The 15,498-nt window shown below is 40.6% G+C and carries 24 protein-coding genes and 1 tRNA gene; 4 read left to right on the forward strand and 21 right to left on the reverse strand.

What is annotated here, in order from left to right; all coding sequences use genetic code 11:
• The 11 genes from KSZ58_RS03835 to KSZ58_RS03885 all read right to left on the reverse strand — a co-directional run bounded on the left by KSZ58_RS03835 (position 1) and on the right by KSZ58_RS03885 (position 6,066).
• On the reverse strand, positions 1–849 hold the full coding sequence (locus KSZ58_RS03835; protein WP_022300042.1) for a hypothetical protein: 849 nt from the start codon (positions 847–849) through the stop codon (positions 1–3).
• Positions 800–1,483, reverse strand: coding sequence for a ThiF family adenylyltransferase (locus tag KSZ58_RS03840; protein WP_022300043.1), 684 nt, complete (start codon positions 1,481–1,483; stop codon positions 800–802). The genes KSZ58_RS03835 and KSZ58_RS03840 overlap by 50 nt, the downstream gene beginning before the upstream one ends.
• 2 nt (positions 1,484–1,485) lie before the next feature.
• On the reverse strand, positions 1,486–1,860 hold the full coding sequence (locus KSZ58_RS03845; protein WP_022300044.1) for a hypothetical protein: 375 nt from the start codon (positions 1,858–1,860) through the stop codon (positions 1,486–1,488).
• Positions 1,857–2,855, reverse strand: a complete 999-nt coding sequence (locus tag KSZ58_RS03850) for a hypothetical protein (protein ID WP_022300045.1) — start codon at positions 2,853–2,855, stop codon at positions 1,857–1,859. The genes KSZ58_RS03845 and KSZ58_RS03850 overlap by 4 nt, the downstream gene beginning before the upstream one ends.
• A complete protein-coding gene (locus KSZ58_RS22540; protein ID WP_233104924.1) occupies positions 2,852–3,295 on the reverse strand; it encodes a hypothetical protein in 444 nt (147 codons plus the stop codon). The genes KSZ58_RS03850 and KSZ58_RS22540 overlap by 4 nt, the downstream gene beginning before the upstream one ends.
• 151 nt (positions 3,296–3,446) lie before the next feature.
• The gene (locus KSZ58_RS03860; protein ID WP_142419492.1) at positions 3,447–4,346 is read right to left on the reverse strand and encodes a hypothetical protein; all 900 of its coding nucleotides are present in this window, start codon (positions 4,344–4,346) and stop codon (positions 3,447–3,449) included.
• Positions 4,347–4,522: 176 nt separating this feature from the next.
• Positions 4,523–5,047 (reverse strand): hypothetical protein, encoded by a 525-nt coding sequence (locus KSZ58_RS03865; protein WP_022300048.1) that lies wholly within the window; start codon positions 5,045–5,047, stop codon positions 4,523–4,525.
• Positions 5,048–5,064: 17 nt separating this feature from the next.
• A complete protein-coding gene (locus tag KSZ58_RS03870; RefSeq protein ID WP_022300049.1) occupies positions 5,065–5,295 on the reverse strand; it encodes a 3D domain-containing protein in 231 nt (76 codons plus the stop codon).
• 39 nt (positions 5,296–5,334) lie between these two features.
• Entirely contained in the window at positions 5,335–5,562 is a 228-nt protein-coding gene (locus tag KSZ58_RS03875; protein ID WP_022300050.1) for a hypothetical protein, read from the reverse strand.
• Positions 5,555–5,770, reverse strand: a complete 216-nt coding sequence (locus KSZ58_RS03880) for a hypothetical protein (RefSeq protein WP_022300051.1) — start codon at positions 5,768–5,770, stop codon at positions 5,555–5,557. Before KSZ58_RS03880 ends, KSZ58_RS03875 begins: the two co-directional genes overlap by 8 nt.
• Positions 5,767–6,066 carry a hypothetical protein gene (locus KSZ58_RS03885; protein ID WP_022300052.1) on the reverse strand — a complete coding sequence of 100 codons (300 nt, stop codon included), beginning with the start codon at positions 6,064–6,066 and terminating at the stop codon, positions 5,767–5,769. The genes KSZ58_RS03880 and KSZ58_RS03885 overlap by 4 nt, the downstream gene beginning before the upstream one ends.
• Positions 6,067–6,150: 84 nt before the next feature.
• Between KSZ58_RS03885 and KSZ58_RS03890 the strand changes: the two genes are divergently transcribed.
• On the forward strand, positions 6,151–6,396 hold the full coding sequence (locus KSZ58_RS03890) for a hypothetical protein (protein ID WP_002607723.1): 246 nt from the start codon (positions 6,151–6,153) through the stop codon (positions 6,394–6,396).
• Here KSZ58_RS03890 and KSZ58_RS03895 read toward each other — a convergent pair.
• Genes KSZ58_RS03895 through KSZ58_RS03905 form a run of 3 tightly spaced genes read right to left on the reverse strand, consistent with a single transcriptional unit; the run spans position 6,387 to position 7,087 of the window.
• Positions 6,387–6,698 carry a hypothetical protein gene (locus KSZ58_RS03895; RefSeq protein WP_002607724.1) on the reverse strand — a complete coding sequence of 104 codons (312 nt, stop codon included), beginning with the start codon at positions 6,696–6,698 and terminating at the stop codon, positions 6,387–6,389. The genes KSZ58_RS03890 and KSZ58_RS03895 overlap by 10 nt on opposite strands.
• Before the next feature lie 20 nt (positions 6,699–6,718).
• Positions 6,719–6,898: a hypothetical protein gene (locus KSZ58_RS03900; RefSeq protein WP_009587280.1), complete on the reverse strand. Its 180-nt coding sequence runs from the start codon at positions 6,896–6,898 to the stop codon at positions 6,719–6,721.
• Between the two features lie 18 nt (positions 6,899–6,916).
• Positions 6,917–7,087 carry a hypothetical protein gene (locus tag KSZ58_RS03905; protein ID WP_022300053.1) on the reverse strand — a complete coding sequence of 57 codons (171 nt, stop codon included), beginning with the start codon at positions 7,085–7,087 and terminating at the stop codon, positions 6,917–6,919.
• Positions 7,088–7,215: 128 nt separating this feature from the next.
• On the opposite strand from KSZ58_RS03905, the gene KSZ58_RS03910 reads away from it, so the two are divergent.
• The 3 genes from KSZ58_RS03910 (at position 7,216) to KSZ58_RS03920 (ending at position 9,294) form a co-directional block, all read left to right on the forward strand.
• A complete protein-coding gene (locus KSZ58_RS03910) occupies positions 7,216–7,617 on the forward strand; it encodes a helix-turn-helix domain-containing protein (protein WP_022300054.1) in 402 nt (133 codons plus the stop codon).
• A gap of 51 nt (positions 7,618–7,668) precedes the next feature.
• Positions 7,669–8,058 (forward strand): helix-turn-helix transcriptional regulator, encoded by a 390-nt coding sequence (locus KSZ58_RS03915; protein ID WP_022300055.1) that lies wholly within the window; start codon positions 7,669–7,671, stop codon positions 8,056–8,058.
• 315 nt (positions 8,059–8,373) lie between these two features.
• The gene (locus KSZ58_RS03920; protein WP_022300056.1) at positions 8,374–9,294 is read left to right on the forward strand and encodes a hypothetical protein; all 921 of its coding nucleotides are present in this window, start codon (positions 8,374–8,376) and stop codon (positions 9,292–9,294) included.
• Positions 9,295–9,309: 15 nt separating this feature from the next.
• Here KSZ58_RS03920 and KSZ58_RS03925 read toward each other — a convergent pair whose 3' ends face one another.
• The 7 genes from KSZ58_RS03925 to thrC form a co-directional block, all read right to left on the reverse strand.
• A complete protein-coding gene (locus KSZ58_RS03925; RefSeq protein ID WP_022300057.1) occupies positions 9,310–10,719 on the reverse strand; it encodes a site-specific integrase in 1,410 nt (469 codons plus the stop codon).
• Positions 10,720–10,835: 116 nt separating this feature from the next.
• Positions 10,836–10,909 (reverse strand) — tRNA-Thr (locus KSZ58_RS03930).
• Positions 10,910–10,985: 76 nt separating this feature from the next.
• Positions 10,986–11,555 carry a nucleoside triphosphate pyrophosphatase gene (locus KSZ58_RS03935; protein WP_009270476.1) on the reverse strand — a complete coding sequence of 190 codons (570 nt, stop codon included), beginning with the start codon at positions 11,553–11,555 and terminating at the stop codon, positions 10,986–10,988.
• The gene (locus KSZ58_RS03940; RefSeq protein WP_008818744.1) at positions 11,548–12,270 is read right to left on the reverse strand and encodes a TIGR01906 family membrane protein; all 723 of its coding nucleotides are present in this window, start codon (positions 12,268–12,270) and stop codon (positions 11,548–11,550) included. Before KSZ58_RS03940 ends, KSZ58_RS03935 begins: the two co-directional genes overlap by 8 nt.
• A 363-nt stretch (positions 12,271–12,633) precedes the next feature.
• The gene (locus KSZ58_RS03945; protein WP_002607733.1) at positions 12,634–13,068 is read right to left on the reverse strand and encodes an ACT domain-containing protein; all 435 of its coding nucleotides are present in this window, start codon (positions 13,066–13,068) and stop codon (positions 12,634–12,636) included.
• Entirely contained in the window at positions 13,068–13,949 is an 882-nt protein-coding gene (thrB, locus tag KSZ58_RS03950; RefSeq protein ID WP_009270477.1) for a homoserine kinase, read from the reverse strand. Before thrB ends, KSZ58_RS03945 begins: the two co-directional genes overlap by 1 nt.
• The gene (thrC, locus tag KSZ58_RS03955; RefSeq protein WP_009270478.1) at positions 13,942–15,435 is read right to left on the reverse strand and encodes a threonine synthase; all 1,494 of its coding nucleotides are present in this window, start codon (positions 15,433–15,435) and stop codon (positions 13,942–13,944) included. Before thrC ends, thrB begins: the two co-directional genes overlap by 8 nt.
• Positions 15,436–15,498 lie beyond the last annotated feature (63 nt).

Here is a 15,498-nt window from a genome sequence, read left to right on the forward strand (position 1 = left end):
TTACAGCAGTACCTCTCTTCGTGTATCACATACATTCATATTTTCGCGAAGCTTTGTTGCGATATTTTTTGTGCCGTCTTGATTCATTCCTATAAACAGATCAGGCTCTAATGTGCGTACTTTTTTCTGAGCTTGCAACATATTCAGAAAATCCATCCGGAATTCTTCTTCGATGCTGTTGTAAACCTCTATATCTGCATAACTCTCTGCCCAATATTTTACTCCGCTGAAATACATTCCAGGTACGATCTCTTCAAATGCAAACCTTTCGATCAGTACTTCTAATTCGTCTATATTACGCATGTTTTCGTCTACTATCAAAATTCCAGTACGTGCATTTATTTCATCAAAATCAGACCAGAATTCCTCTGAATTCCATTTTTCTATCACTTCCGCATCTGTCATTTTCCGATATCCATCCGGCATATATGCCCATAATTCCGAAAAATCTGGCCAGTTTTTTTCTGTGTATTCGGTTAAAATATTTTGTTTACGTCCATACAGCTGCCGCCCTAGCCGTGTATATCTTGCGAACTGTGTAAGGTATCCACTATTATCGGTTTCCAGAATGAATTCATCTGTAAGGCAGCCAATCATAATTTTCAGCATTATGCTGTCTTCTGTCCCGAGTGCATCCGAAATATGAATATCGTCCAACATACCGCTAAACATATTCATATCGTCCTGGCAATAACCCAAATATTCTATGTTTTTGAATCCTTGCAGCAACTCATTTACCAGTTCTTCATCTTTGCAGTACTCACACATTTCTTTAATCGTCCATCCATATGATCCATGTTTAAGCTCCTGCTTCTGGATCTGTATGTACTTCCTCAAATCTTCGTACAACGGTAACACCTCGTTTCACTTTTCCCTGCCCCAATAGATAAATATGCTCCAGTACAGCGGTAGCCATTTTCAGATTCGTGATCATATACTGCATGTTTCCGGCAGCTGTCTGTTCCTCACAGTTTTTTTCTGTCGGATGTACATCATCTTTCAGCTGGTATGTCTGGCTACGCAACTTTCCTTCTGTTTTGCCGGTGTGATATTTTAAAGCAACATAGACATTTCCATCATATTCACTGTTCGCCGAGTCTATATATACACATTCAGGAAGCTGCTGGAACGTCTGTTCCAACAATACTCTCGTATTATCGTTATCCACACATCCGATCAGGACCGGCGGGCATCCTTTATATTTTGATTTCAGCAATTCAACAATCTCGTTCTTTGTAACATATCCGTCAATTGCTTCGCATATGTCTCCGTAAAAGGTATTTATCTTCCGTGATAATGCTATCGCTTTGTTATCGCCTATATCGTGGCTCTGGTATGCCTGACGCTTCATGTTTTTCTCCTCAACCACGTCGCCATCTATGACTACCATCTTGCTTCCGGAATCCATAATAATTTTCGGCAGGTCCCTCGCCACAAGGGAGCCGGTCCCACCAACTCCCACGACAACAAATACATAGTTCATGATCAACCTTTCGAATGTTTCTGGAAGGAGACAGCCAGAACGTTCTTGTCCGGAAGATAATCATAATTAACTTTTCCACCGAAATCATAATCCCCATGCTCCAGCATAAGGTTTGAAATTTCGCTTTCACTGTATTCTTTTCCTACCTCAAAAATGTGTGATACATCCTGCTGCTGACGGTCCATCCAAAGGATGAACGGGAACGTATATTTCTTTCCGGATGCTTCCTTCTCCGTCCCTTTGGCTTTCGGTTGCTCGGCTTTCCCTTCTGCGGGTTGCTGCGTTTTCTCAGTAACTTCCTTTTTCAGCTTCGGTTTAACTGCTTTCTTTTCCTTTACTTCCGGTTCTTCCACCTTTAACATATCCATTAAACTCATGCCACTACCTCCGTATCTTTACTTGCATATAACATCGCAATCTTATACACATCTTCTTTTTCGTCATGTGTCACTACGTTCGTTTTTGTAAACCCAATGATTCCACTTTCAGTTCCGCGAATCGCTTTTTTCAGTCTGTCTGCATCCATACGCATACACAGCGCCTTCCCGTGATACTCCTGCACTTCCACCACAATATCTATTTCATGATCTTCTTCTCCCGGTTTTGGTGAGCTTTTAACATGCAGGACGCCATCTTTCATCTGCAGCTTCACCGCTTTTGTATATCCCTTTACCATGTCGATTGCGGCAAGTAGCTCTGATATATTCAGCTTTAACGTTACTAGCGGCTCTTTATGTTTGTCTTTCGTCGGATCGTATAGAGCGGTTGCTATCAAAGACGTGTAAAACATCCGATTTCCATTTGCAAACACCGCCACTCTTCCGTCCGTAGCAGCTACTGCATCTTCTTCCAGATACTGTAAACTTTCTTTCGGAATATTGATTTTACCTTTCAAACCTGATCTTTTGTATTTTATATAAAATGACGCTCCGTCTGCGGCAATGATGCCTTCTGGAAATACTGTGACACCATTCATCTGCACTTTTGTTTTGTCGTATCCGATAAATTCTTTCCCATCTGTTATTTCTGCAGGTGTGATTGATAAGCTCTCCATATCTCCTGTTTCTGGTTCTTCCACATGTATATCCACCATATCTGTCAAAACGAATTTTGCTTTACTTGACTTAACAGTTATCTTCTTACTTTTTACTGTTAAATCGAATTCACCGAGCTTGGCGATTGTTAGGTAATCACGTTTTGAAACCGTGAAATCCATATCTCCCGATAGTCCTGTTGCTCTGTATTTGCATATAAATCCCATTCCAGCTTGATCTGTGCTGTGAATGACGATAACTTCTGCGGCCGCTACAGCCATTACACGGTTATACTCCATAGCATACTTGGCGTTAAAAAAATCGCTGGAAAGTCTCATAGCTCCACCCCGCAATCTCTCGCTGATAACTGACCAGCTGCTACCTTCGTCCTTTTAGGTCTTATAATCAGCTCATAGCCTGCAGATGATAGGTAATTGATCATATCGTCAGCCGGCATCATTGCGCCAGTATCCAGATAAAGTAACAACCCTTTATCTCCTGCATCATATTTTCTCAGCAGCGCATATACATCACTGTAATCACGTACAGTGATTTTTTCGCATGTCAGAAATGCACCCTTGAATGCTTGTTCCACTTCTATCGGCATTTCCACCGTTCTAGCCAAATAGTTCACCATCTCCTGTTCGCACACATGTGATTCTTCCAGGAATAAATTCACGCACTTTGTTATCTGCGATATATCCATGTTGTGCTGCTTGATCAGCTTACCTGCTTTTAAAAACTCTTTCTCTGTCATATCCTCTTCTCCTTTGTTCATCTATCGTTCTCGTCTGAGCCGTTTGTAATTCGCGTTATACCAGCGTTCGCAATCCTTGCAATACGCATTGTGCCGATTCTGCTTTTTCATAAATCGAAAATTACTTTCTGGCTTATATTCACCACACATGCTGCACTTCCGCATTACATTTTCACGCACTGTTATCGCCATCCTTTAACGGGTCCCATTTACGCAGCTGCGCATATATGTATATCCCTGCATTTACTTGATTGATAAAAACTTGTGCATCCTTAAACACATAGCCTTTGTATTCCTGACGTAGCATTCGCTCGATCGCGGAAAAGTCCTCTTTCATGGCACGCGCATGCTTTCGCTTGAACGTTGAGTGATTCTTCCGGATGGTCGGCTGTTTCAAGTTGCCCCGGCTCGTATTCCATCTGCGCTTTCCACGTGGCTTTTTGGTAATGTAGTTCGCCATTCCAGTAACACCATCTTCGTTATAATCGATCGGCCGTAGTTCATTACGTCTGCCCTTTTTCCACAACTTGTTAAGTTCGTCCATCGTCAATCCTCGATCTATTACAAAATGATGATGGCAACGTACTTCATCTTCCTGCCATTCCGTGATGTAAAGGTACTTTGCCCTGGGCTTCCCCTGCTTCTTCAAGCGTTCATTCACACGGCGGAAAAAGTTCCGGATATCTTTCAATGCTTCTTCCAATGATTCTGGTTCTTTGGTATACGTAAAGGTAATCCAGTAACCTGTCATAAAGTTAGCATTTAAAAGACGGATCACATGCTTTCTGGCATTCTTATCATTAAGGTTCTGCATCTCCTCCTTTGTCGGTTTCCTTCTCCCAATCGGGATCTGACTCCATCTTGTAAACTCCGGATATATTTCCACTTCCAACTGTGTTCCTGAGTAGATTGACTTTGTAGCGTACACGCTTTTTATCTTTCCGTTTCTTAAGGCACGTTCAATTTGAGATTCTGACAACATACTTGCCTGTGTATCAAATGCCCTTTCATAGTCATAGTCGAGATAGCGCTGCATTGTCGGTCGTCCTCGTTGTCTATTGTGTTTCTTCATGCATCTCTTCCTTTTCCGTCGTTTTGTTAATATCCATTTCAAGGCCGGTAAGGACTATTCAAAATACCTTTATTTGCTTGCATTTTAGACACTTTATGGTACAATAAAAGTAAGTTGAATAGTCAACTGCTCACTATAAAAAGAATGTTGTGCTTGTCAGGTTAAACATTCTTTTTTTATACTCTTCTGATTGCACTGAGCATATCATCATACACCTTTATCTGGTGCTTATATTTCATGTTCTCATCGATTCTATAAGCTCCGACATAGTGCCTTTTATTTGTGATCAGCATGAAGATGGAATCACTGCACAGAGCGACGCGTATGTCATTGCTCTTGTCTGCTTCCTGTATTTCCAGCAGCAGCTCCCTCTGCATCTGTTTTATCGTCTGCGGTGCATCCTTTGCGTATCTCATTTCCTGTTTCGCTTCCTCGTATGCCTGCATGATAATATGTCGTAATATACATGCATCATCTTCTGACGATTTTTCCAGTCTTTCATCATTCAATATCATTCCATCATCGAATTGAAATTCAAAGCAAAGGATCGCACGTCTTGTATTCAACTTTTCTTCATAGACTGCATCTCTTTCCTCTTCTACCAGTTTTGATAGATATGACTTTACGCACTGATACAGATTTCCATTGAAGATCCGCCGTTCCATATCATCATAATCTTTGAAAAATATACGTAATGGCATACCGTTATCTCCTTCCATTATTTTTTTATATATACCTGCGTGTTATATGTCCCTAGTCGCTCTGCCACAGCTTCTGATTCGCACAGTATGTCAATGTGGTTACCTGTGTAATTGCCTGTATCCTGTGCAATATACTCCTTACCATTGATTAACACGATAGTGCCGTATGGTATTACATTAGGATCGACACCAATAGTCACTCCGATTTCTGGATCAGCTCCACTAGCGGTTGCTGATGTAATATCCATGCCATAGTATGTTATCCTAAACTCACCAGGCAGAGCTGTTCATTTTGGTTGTGATTCCAGCTTCGCGATTTCCTTATTCTTTTCTTGCAGTTCAGCATTCTGCTCTTTCACAACCTGCCGGACCATCTGTAATTCCTCGTTTGTTACTCTGTTCAGCAGCTGCAGCCTTTCTATCTCTTCTGTTTGCACGTTGCTCCATATGGTCGTATAGATGCCAAGACCAAGAAAAGCTACACCGATCAGCAACCGGCGGAAGTTGTCACGCATGGGCAATCTCCGCAGGAATCTCATCCTCTAGAATCTTTCCGTCCGTTGTCATTTTTAAGACCATAGTTTCGCCGGTACAATCTGTAACCTTTACAGCATTGTTTGCAAATAATTCTACATACAACTTCTTTACAGACAATCCCCAGTCCTCTAAATGCTGCAAGCACTTATACTGTGCTATCGTTTTGATTTCTACATTACATTTCATATGTCATTTCCTTTCACGATATTAAACTTTTTCAGCTGATCAAGTATCTCCCTCAAAGTCTCCTTGACAGCTGCCTGTTCACAACCTTGTAAAGAATCTTTTGCGGGGATATAACTCCTATGCTCCTTCATCTGGTTTTCAATGATTTCCTTAAGCAATACAGTCTGATAAGATATCTCTTTTGCAAAGTACGAATCTTTTTCAATTATGACAGGGAAGCCCTTTTTATCTTCTTTTTCCATTGCTTCCAGTTCTCTTCGTTTATAGTATTCTAAAGCTTTCAGCGTGTCTTGCATATGTATTCTCCTTTCAATTATTTTTTATTTGTTACGATTCTTTCCCTATGATATTATTTACCTGTATGGAAAGGGGGTGAAACTATGAAAATCAATATCTATTTCATTGACGGTTCCAAAATCAAAGTAAGCAATGATGCAACTATCGAAGGAACAAGACTGTCCGACACAGCATTTACTTCCTTCTTTGAATTTCTGTCATATAACATCAGAAATTTGGATACTACATCATTTCTACATATTGAGAATAAAAATCGAATATATGAAATCAATGTCAATCAGATTTGTTACATTGAAAATGTGACTGAAAAGCCAGATGATTATCTATAAACACCATAAAGAATCTTGGTCATTTCTAGTGCACCTTGCGCTTGACTCCGATCAAGGTTTTTTATATGCTCATATAAATCTAATGCTGCCGTAAACATTCCTGTACCCTCTATAACCGAATCTAAATCTTCATCGTCTGTTTTGACCGTTAACTGATTTTTGCCCATCATTTCAGCTGATTTCCATTTTACTATTTTAAGTAGTAAAACCATTTCTCCTTCTGATAAGCCTTTTTCAATAATGATTTCAGATATATCTTTTGCCATTTTTTCTATTCTGTGTGCAGTTAATTCATTTTCCATCTTTTCATTCTCCTTTCTCATCATTCTCCATACATTTCCAGTACCCAAGAAAGCGGCACCTTTCTCTCGTATGGATTCTTTTTATCTTTGTTTGCAACTTTGACATTCTTCATGATTTTTACCGCCGTAGCAGGAGAACAATTAAATTCCTTGCAAATTTCCTTATTCCCTACATATACCGGGATATTTAATTGTTTCATCCTTTCACGCCCCTTTCTTTAAACTGCCGGTGACTGGAATCCGTTGCTAATGTTTACGCCAATAGATAATCCTTTGAAGAAAACGTTAAGGTCATGGCTGATATTCGGATTCCGTTTCTTTGCTTCATAAAGCATTGCGGCCAGCTCATAGATTTCTTTCTGGTCATTGCGCATTTCTTCTGCTGTCATTTATTTACCTCCTTCGTTCTGTACGTTTACATTATAATTCCGTTACTTAACTTTGTCAACATTTTTTTGTTCTGTAACTTGACTTATTTTTATATTAGGCATATTATATGAGCAGAAAGGAGGACAATATGGAAAAAGAGGCTAATGCGAAGGAATTAAAAGATAGAATTTATACTCTTAGAAAAACCCTCAACCTATCTATGGAAAAATTCGGAAACAGACTTGCCATTTCAAAATCATCTATATCTGGGTTTGAAAAAGGAACAACCAACCCATCCGAACAAACGCTAAAGCTTATTTGCAAAGAATTCAATGTAGACTACTTTTGGCTTGCAGAAGGTGCTGATGTGGATATGTTCACGGCATTTCCGGAAACCATCATTGATGAAGTTGTGGAACAATTTGATTTGAACAAAGATGACAGAGCTTTAATTGAAACATATCTGGAATCATCGAAGGAAGAACGAAAAGCAGTACAAAATTTTTTTCAAACGTTTGCAAAAAAAATACAACAAAAAGACGAGGAATGAAAAGCCTCGTCTTTTTGTTGTATAATATAATTAAATAATGGAGGTATCTGGATGGGTGCAAACAACCGTGTTAAAGAATTACGTGAGCGATTAGGATTAAGTCAAGGAAAATTTGGTGAAAAACTAGGCATGAAAACATCTTCTATTTCATCTATTGAAAAAGGAACAAATAAACTTACAAATATTGTTGCTAATTTAATATGCAAAACATATAACGTTAATTACTTATGGCTTACTGAGGGAAAAGGTGAAATGTTTGAAACACCCGATGCTGCACTGGACGACCTAGCAATGCAATATGATCTGAATGAGATAGATCTATATTTGATAAAGGCATATCTTGATATGTCAAAAGAGGAACGGTCTGAGTTTGCGGAGGTGATATTGAATAAGCTGCTGTCCATTTTAAAAAAGGAACTTCGTACAGACCAAAAGCATTAGTATATAAAATAACCACAACAAAAAGCGAGGTTTTCCTCGCCTTTTGTTATTTGGTATAGTAATGCATTACATATGTATAAATCCGGCGCAGTACAGCTAATGAATGAATCTGTGTAATCATATTGATAATACAATTTCTATATTCATCTTCTGACATATGCTTGCGTTCTCCCGTTTATGGCACCTTTTGCAAAACATGTGTATATATTATAACATTTTAATGTTAATTTTTACATATATTGTATGAATTGGAAATATTTTCCATGTTTAATATTCTTATGCTATAATGAAATAAATAGTATGGAGGGAAATAAAATGAAAAAACTATTTACATATGGCATTTTGGCATCAATATTTATAGGTGGTTGTGCTACAACAAAAACACCTGAGCAATCTTATAAATCATTAAAAAATTATAGCTCCAAAATTTTAGTTAATTATAGGGATATTAACGGAGATTACAGAGATGTAAACAACTCTTGTTATAATATTGATGGTGTTGAAAAAAAATGCACTAGAATCCTTAAAGAGCCTAATTATAACTATGAAGTCATACTTTATAATGATGACAATGATGCGATAATAAGTGTTGATGTTGATAATGGTAAAAGCGGTAATATAACTTATATGGAAGATTCACAGGCAACAAATTATTTTGTAAAGGATGTAAATGATGAGATAATTTCTTCTTCCGATGGGGCAGCATTAGATGATGTGAAAAAAGATTACAAAGAGATATTATCCAATATAGGTTTATCTGAAAACGAATTCAGAGATAGCGTTGAATATTTTGCTAAAAAGGAAGGTAAGTCCATCATCGATCAGGCTTTAAAAGAATATAAATTACAAAAACCTCGTGATTATGACGATATTAAAGCAGCGATATTAAAAGATGTTGAAATTTCCAAAGGAGAAAACTATATAAATGTTGACTTTAACGTAAATACAGAAAATCTACTATATATTCCCGGTAAAGATGAAGGCATTATTTATACAAGTAAACTTGATAAAAACATTGAAATCTCCATTTTACCGCCTAACGAAGTAATCGCCAGCACAAGTGACAAAAAGTGTACTTATTCGCTGAATAGAGATAAGATAATAGATGGCAACTGCACTCAATCAGAAATTGACGATGCTAAGTCTATGGAATTCTGGTTTAACGAATTCTTACATAATCACAGAATAACTTTAAATGAATTATTTACCTTTTTTAGACAATATAATAAAGGATGAATTTACTCATCCTTTTTATATTCCTAAAAACTCTTTCTTTTTTATTTCAAATTCCTCTTTTGTAATTATATCATTATCTAATAATTCTTTGAGTGCTTTCAGTTCATCATATCGTATTGCATTCGTTCTCTTAAAATCATCATCCTTTTTTTTACATGCATCTTTATCCATAAAATCAATGATACTCTTATCACGCTGTTTAAACCAGTGCGCATATGTATTGTGCAGTGTCTGTACCGTATCTCCCAGTCGCTTTGCGACGTCAAAATCTGTAAACTGATCAGACATGTTATTTATTAGATAACTCGCGTGAGAGTGCCTGAAATCGTGTACTCTGATCAATTCAAGTTGTTTATTCTTATTTTCATCCTTTTCATTGGCCGCTTTTACTTTTTCACGCTTTACCCGGCGTACAGTTTCCGGGTCCAGCGGCTTGTCAAAGCCAAACACAAAGCAATCCAGTGTGAATCCCTCATACTCCTTCTGCAGCTTGTATAACTCTTTTAATGATTCATGTATCCTTTTCGGCATTGATATTTTTCTGTGTGCATTCGGATTCTTTGGTGATGTTATTTTATATGGACGCAGCTTGAAAGATACGGATTTTTTTATTTCCACGGTGTTCTCATTGAAATGGATGTCGTTCCATGTAAGGGCGTTTGCTTCGCCCGATCTAGTCCCCATGAAATATAAAAATTCAAAGAAATAATAAAAACGGTCTTTTTCTGGGAACTCATCCAGGAACAGCTGAAATTCATCCGGTTCCCATATTTTCATTTCCTCTCTTGGTTTATCCTTGTTAATCCTTCGTTTTACTTTGCTCATGGGATTTGCAGGAATGTATCCCTTTTCTACAGCAAGCTGAAAGACCGGATTCATTGCGTAAAATATTTTCTTAACCGACCTCTCTGAAATCTCATAATCAAGCTGCCATATGTATTCCTGTAGCTCCTCCGACGTGATTGTTACGATATCCCTATCCCCAAACCTTGCTACAGGGCGCTTTAAATCGTCTTCCTTCGTCTTTTTTGTGGATTCTTTAACATCTACATACCTGCTTAAAAAGTCCTCGCATACGCTGTTAAAAAGCCTATCCTTGCGTGTTTGAGTTTTTGGCTTAAAAAGTCCTTTGGCTTTTGCTATGTTTTCATCATATTTTTTCTTGTATTCTTTTATTTTACTTTTTGGGTAGTCAGCTATTTGCGGTGTTGGCCCCAGAATCTCCTCTATGTATTCACCAGCCGATAACCGAATTTTAATATCCTCTTGCCTTTTTTTAAATTCATCCTTAAAAATGATTTCCTCTTTCGCTGCCTTTGCTTCTGTTTTGGCAAGTGCCGGTATCTCATAATTGTAATAGCTGCCGTCCCAGCGGGTTAGCTTGCCTTTCATGATCAGCTGCTTTTTATCTCTGATAATCGTCATATAAACCACCTCTATACCCTCATATTAGCATAAAAACCCGAAAAAACAACCCAATTTTTTCGGGTTGTTTTCGGGTTGATATATCTAAGGCTTCAAAAACCCTTTATTTATCATGATGGTGCCGGTACCCAGAATTGAACTGAGCGCTGAGCATTACCATTGCTCTGTATTACCACTATACTATACCGGCAGGTATGCTTTATGATTGGAAAGCTATTATATTATAATAGGCATTGCCGATTTTTTCAACCATAAAACAAAATTTTTTAGTTTTTTTCCAGATACGCTTTCAGGTGTCGGTAAACTGCAGCAATCGGCAGCCCCATAACATTGAAATAATCTCCACGTAGTTCTCGCACAAACAGCTTCCCCATTCCCTGAATTCCATAGGCTCCAGCTTTATCATATGGCTCATTGCTGTCAAGATATCGCTCTAGCAGTTCTTCCTCAAGCTCATAAAAGGTCACGCTTGTTTTTTCATGAAAAAGCTCAGCTTTTCCTTTCCAAACAATAGCCACACCGCTGACAACCGTATGAGTTTTACCGCTTAGCTGCTTCAGCATACGATAGGCATCCTCCCGATTCTCCGGCTTGCCCATCATCTGATCTTTGTAGCACACCATCGTATCCGCACCAAGAACAACAGCCTCGGGGTGCTGTTCCCATACGGTAAGTGCCTTCTGTCTGGCTATCTGTTCGATTGCAGAAGCAATCGGCAGGAAACGGTCAAAATATTCCTCACAATCCGCAGCAACAATATCAAAGGGATACGATAGGTCTTGTAACAGCTCCTGTCTCCTGGGAGAAGCGCTTGCAAGAATCAGACGTCTAGTCATGATGCAGTTCTCCATGAAGCTTATGAAGCTGATGTCTCAGGAAAAGATAGCAGAATACAAACAGCCCGATGAATCCGGTCGCAAACATACCCACGATACGAAATACCATCGAGGAAAAGAATTGTGCTGGAAACAAATTGATCATCAGGTCGGTTGCCGGATTCAGCAGCCACAGATCATTGCGGAATGCCAGCTTGTGGAAGGTAGTCCAAAATGCATCAAAATCAACATACGCCCAGCCTGCCAGCATTGCGAAAAACACCGCTGCCAGTATCGCCGTTTTCATATAATTGATACTAAAAATCGTCAGCATTCCACTTTTCAAGCGTACCGCCATGTACACCAGAGAAAGCACAAGCAGAATGATCGCAACATTTCTCAACACCATGGCAAACCGGTACAGGTTGCGTACATCGACCATATGGGAGGATTCTCTCGCATTGAATGCCTTGGTCTCCGTCCCCTTAACCGCTACGGTGACATCAATATTATCCCGACGGTCCTGCAGATAATCCAGCAGTGCATCCGTTGCCTTGTTGAGATCCTTCTCCGTCATCCCTAAAGACTGTGCAGTTTCCAGTGATGCATATTCCGTTTTATAAAAACCCTTATTGAAGCAATTTATGTTTATACTCGTAACCAGTAGAATCACGATTGTGCAGACAGCAGCAGTGTATGCCGCCAATGTCGTTAGTTTTTCTAACAGCTGTTTCATAGGATACTCCTTATATATTAAATGGCTTTTTATATCGTACCATATTTCAGAAAAAAAGAAAATCACCTTTTTTTAAAATCAGACATTTACAAAGCAAAGCACGCTGCTGTACACAGAGCAATTTCCCATACAGAAAGGAAACCATGGAGGATACTCCTGCAAGTACGAGTCTACTGTCACAGGATGGCTTTGTTTTTCCCCTTATCCCAGCTAGTACATACAACATAGATTGAGAAAATAACCACAGCTCCTGATTCGGAACATCTATCACCATGCAATAAAAAGCGTCAGCATGGAAAAAGCGGGATTCCCCGCTTTCTAATCATCCTGTGCAATGATTCTTATCCGCACATTCCGGTCACGTTATTCTACTGCAATCAGACGCAGATTGCTTACACCGCGGCAGCTGCGCAGACGCTCCAGTAGCTCATCGATGGATACCGCCATTTCGCATAAATCAAAGGACAGTACCACCGACGCCCACTCATGAATCGGAATATTCTGATTGATGGTCAATATATTGGCATTGACGCTCGACATCGTGTTCAGTACCTCTGACAAAATTCCTTTGTCATGATGCAGCATAAGAGATATCACAGCCTTTCGCTCACTCATTCCCTGAGCTGGCAGAAAGACATAGTCCTTATATTTATAATATGTTCCGCGGCTGATTCCGACACGCTTGACAGCCTCGCTCACCTGCTTTACCTCACCGTTTTGCAGCAGGGAGCGCGCTTCAATGACCTTGTCCAGCACATCCGGCAGAATCGTACTGTCTACAATATAGTATTTCTCCATCAGCATACCTCGCTTTGCACACCGTCATAGGTCGCACGCAGAATACGAGCATCCCAGGATGGATACTGATTCTTTATTTTTTCAACAAGCACACGGGCTGTCGCTTCCTCCTGGGTCAGAGCGATCATCGTCGATCCGCTTCCGGATATATACATGGTAATCATATCCGTTTCCCTGCACAGACTGCGGACATTCTCATATTCCATAATCAATTTCTTGCGGTAGGGCTCCTGCATCTGATCTGTGCAGGCTTTTCTCATAATCATGGCATTCCCGATTTCCATCGCCTTTGCCAATGCCGCACAGCGCCCCATCTGATAGACAGCGTCCCGATACCTCATGGTATCCGGTAAAACCTCCCGTGCCGCTTTGGTGCTTACCTCATAATCGGGAATCATTGTCACAAACAGCAAATCGCGTTTTACACCGTAACGAATCATATTCGGCTTCCCGTCTTCCATGAAGGAAACGCACAGACCGCCAAAGATGGCCGGAGCAATATTATCCGGATGTCCCTCCATCTGTGTCGCCAGATCAAAGAGCTCATAGCGGTTCATGCGGTTATGAAACAGGGCATTCGCTCCAGCAAGTCCTGCGACGATACAGGTTGCGCTGCTGCCAAGTCCTCTGGCATAGGGAATATCGGTATCCACGGTGATGCGGATTCCCGAAACGCTTTCCCCCATATACTGGAGCCCCTTTACAAATGCCTGATAAAACAGATTCTCTTCATTGCAGTAGGCTTCTTCACAGCCCGCAATTTCCAAGCCCTCTGCAATCACCTCAAAGGTCACGGTCGCAAAATCGTCAAGCGCCAGGCCAAGACAGTCATAGCCGACTCCCAGATTCGCACTTGTTGCCGGAACACGTACCTTAACCATGGAATATTTCCTCCCCGATGGTTTCCACAAAGGAAGGCATATCATCCTTATCAATCAGGTGGCTGTGCAAAATGTCCATTTTCGCAAGCTCTGCCAGCGGCTTCGGCATCGCAGAACCGCTTTTCTGCTGCAGCATTTCCATACAGGCAAACTCATCCTGGATTGTCTCATTAAACAAAGCCTCGTAAACAGCCGGTGCAAATTTATATGGACTGGCTGTGGAAAGCAACACACATTTATGCATGGAATCCTCTTTTTCATAATCCTTCATCACCTTGTAGGCGATTGCCGTATGCGGATCCATAACATAACCGCTCTGTTCATAAAATTCACGCATACTCTGTGCACATGCCGCATCATCACAATAGCCACCCGCAAAATCTTCACGGACAGAGGTGAAAATGTCCTCACGCACCTGATAGCGTCCTGTTGCTTCCAGCTCGTTCATTAGCTGTGCGATATAGTCAGCATCCTTGCCGCTCTTGTAGTAAAGCAGCCGCTCCAGGTTGCTGGAAATCAGTATATCCATACTCGGAGAGATGGTTTTATAGAACGGACGGTTTCGATCGTAGACACCGTCCTTTAAAAAGTCAAAGAGTACATTATTGGAATTGGATGCCACGATAAATTTGTTTACCGGCAAGCCCATCAGCTTGGCATAGTAACCGGCAAGCACATTCCCATAGTTTCCTGTCGGCACACAGAAATTCACTTTTTCCCCAAATGTGATTTCCTTTGTCCGTACCATTTCCTTATATGCATACACATAATATACAACCTGCGGAATCAGTCTACCGATATTGATGGAGTTCGCGCTGGATAAGGTGATACCCTTTTCCTTCAGCCGTGCAGACAGCTGTGCATTCTGAAAGATCCGCTTCACATTAGACTGGGCATCATCGAAGTTACCCCTGATGGCACAGACACAGGTATTGCTTCCTTTGGTGGTTATCATCTGCAGACGCTGAATATTGGATACACCCTCATCCGGATAGAAGACCGTGATTCCGGTACGCGGCACATCCAAAAAGCCCTCAAGGGCAGCCTTACCGGTGTCGCCGCTGGTTGCGGTTAAAATCATGACATGTTCATCGGGATGCTGCTGCAGGGATTTGCTCATCAGCTGCGGAAGCATGCGCAGCCCCACATCCTTAAAGGCGCAGGTAGGACCATGAAACAGCTCCAGAATATTGGTGTTCCCCGCCTTATGAAGCGGCGTGATGTGCTCATCTCTGAATTTGCCCTTATAGGCATTTTCCACACAGTCCTTTACTTCTTCCTCGGTAAAATCCGGTAACAGCAGCTGCAGAACAGTTTCCGCCATCTGCTCATAGGTCATCTGCATCATATCCTGCAGCGGCAGACGCAGCGTATCCAGCGCATCATAGACAAACAGACCGCCATCCTCTGCAATTCCCTTTACGACCGCTTCCTTGGGTGTGCGCGCCAGCGCTTTGTTTCTCGTACTTGTATATATTTTCTCCATGTTCCAATCTCCTTCTTTTTCGTCTTGCAATTCTTTTTTTACTATGATACAATGTTCGCAATA

The sequence above is a fragment of the Erysipelatoclostridium sp. DFI.2.3 genome (assembly GCF_019132535.1).
Classification (GTDB): Bacteria; Bacillota_I; Bacilli_A; order Erysipelotrichales; family Erysipelotrichaceae; genus Clostridium_AQ; species Clostridium_AQ innocuum.

Bases quoted from the DNA above. Each gene is read 5' to 3' on its own strand.
- KSZ58_RS03840 (WP_022300043.1), bottom strand. From the start codon at position 1,483: ATGAACTATGTATTTGTTGTCGTGGGAGTTGGTGGGACCGGCTCCCTT.
- KSZ58_RS03845 (WP_022300044.1), bottom strand. From the start codon at position 1,860: ATGAGTTTAATGGATATGTTAAAGGTGGAAGAACCGGAAGTAAAGGAA.
- KSZ58_RS03850 (WP_022300045.1), bottom strand. From the start codon at position 2,855: ATGAGACTTTCCAGCGATTTTTTTAACGCCAAGTATGCTATGGAGTAT.
- KSZ58_RS22540 (WP_233104924.1), bottom strand. From the start codon at position 3,295: ATGAACAAAGGAGAAGAGGATATGACAGAGAAAGAGTTTTTAAAAGCA.
- KSZ58_RS03860 (WP_142419492.1), bottom strand. From the start codon at position 4,346: ATGAAGAAACACAATAGACAACGAGGACGACCGACAATGCAGCGCTAT.
- KSZ58_RS03865 (WP_022300048.1), bottom strand. From the start codon at position 5,047: ATGCCATTACGTATATTTTTCAAAGATTATGATGATATGGAACGGCGG.
- KSZ58_RS03870 (WP_022300049.1), bottom strand. From the start codon at position 5,295: ATGGATATTACATCAGCAACCGCTAGTGGAGCTGATCCAGAAATCGGA.
- KSZ58_RS03875 (WP_022300050.1), bottom strand. From the start codon at position 5,562: ATGCGTGACAACTTCCGCCGGTTGCTGATCGGTGTAGCTTTTCTTGGT.
- KSZ58_RS03880 (WP_022300051.1), bottom strand. From the start codon at position 5,770: ATGAAATGTAATGTAGAAATCAAAACGATAGCACAGTATAAGTGCTTG.
- KSZ58_RS03885 (WP_022300052.1), bottom strand. From the start codon at position 6,066: ATGCAAGACACGCTGAAAGCTTTAGAATACTATAAACGAAGAGAACTG.
- KSZ58_RS03890 (WP_002607723.1), top strand. From the start codon at position 6,151: ATGAAAATCAATATCTATTTCATTGACGGTTCCAAAATCAAAGTAAGC.
- KSZ58_RS03895 (WP_002607724.1), bottom strand. From the start codon at position 6,698: ATGGAAAATGAATTAACTGCACACAGAATAGAAAAAATGGCAAAAGAT.
- KSZ58_RS03900 (WP_009587280.1), bottom strand. From the start codon at position 6,898: ATGAAACAATTAAATATCCCGGTATATGTAGGGAATAAGGAAATTTGC.
- KSZ58_RS03905 (WP_022300053.1), bottom strand. From the start codon at position 7,087: ATGACAGCAGAAGAAATGCGCAATGACCAGAAAGAAATCTATGAGCTG.
- KSZ58_RS03910 (WP_022300054.1), top strand. From the start codon at position 7,216: ATGGAAAAAGAGGCTAATGCGAAGGAATTAAAAGATAGAATTTATACT.
- KSZ58_RS03915 (WP_022300055.1), top strand. From the start codon at position 7,669: ATGGGTGCAAACAACCGTGTTAAAGAATTACGTGAGCGATTAGGATTA.
- KSZ58_RS03920 (WP_022300056.1), top strand. From the start codon at position 8,374: ATGAAAAAACTATTTACATATGGCATTTTGGCATCAATATTTATAGGT.
- KSZ58_RS03925 (WP_022300057.1), bottom strand. From the start codon at position 10,719: ATGACGATTATCAGAGATAAAAAGCAGCTGATCATGAAAGGCAAGCTA.
- KSZ58_RS03935 (WP_009270476.1), bottom strand. From the start codon at position 11,555: ATGACTAGACGTCTGATTCTTGCAAGCGCTTCTCCCAGGAGACAGGAG.
- KSZ58_RS03940 (WP_008818744.1), bottom strand. From the start codon at position 12,270: ATGAAACAGCTGTTAGAAAAACTAACGACATTGGCGGCATACACTGCT.
- KSZ58_RS03945 (WP_002607733.1), bottom strand. From the start codon at position 13,068: ATGGAGAAATACTATATTGTAGACAGTACGATTCTGCCGGATGTGCTG.
- thrB (WP_009270477.1), bottom strand. From the start codon at position 13,949: ATGGTTAAGGTACGTGTTCCGGCAACAAGTGCGAATCTGGGAGTCGGC.
- thrC (WP_009270478.1), bottom strand. From the start codon at position 15,435: ATGGAGAAAATATATACAAGTACGAGAAACAAAGCGCTGGCGCGCACA.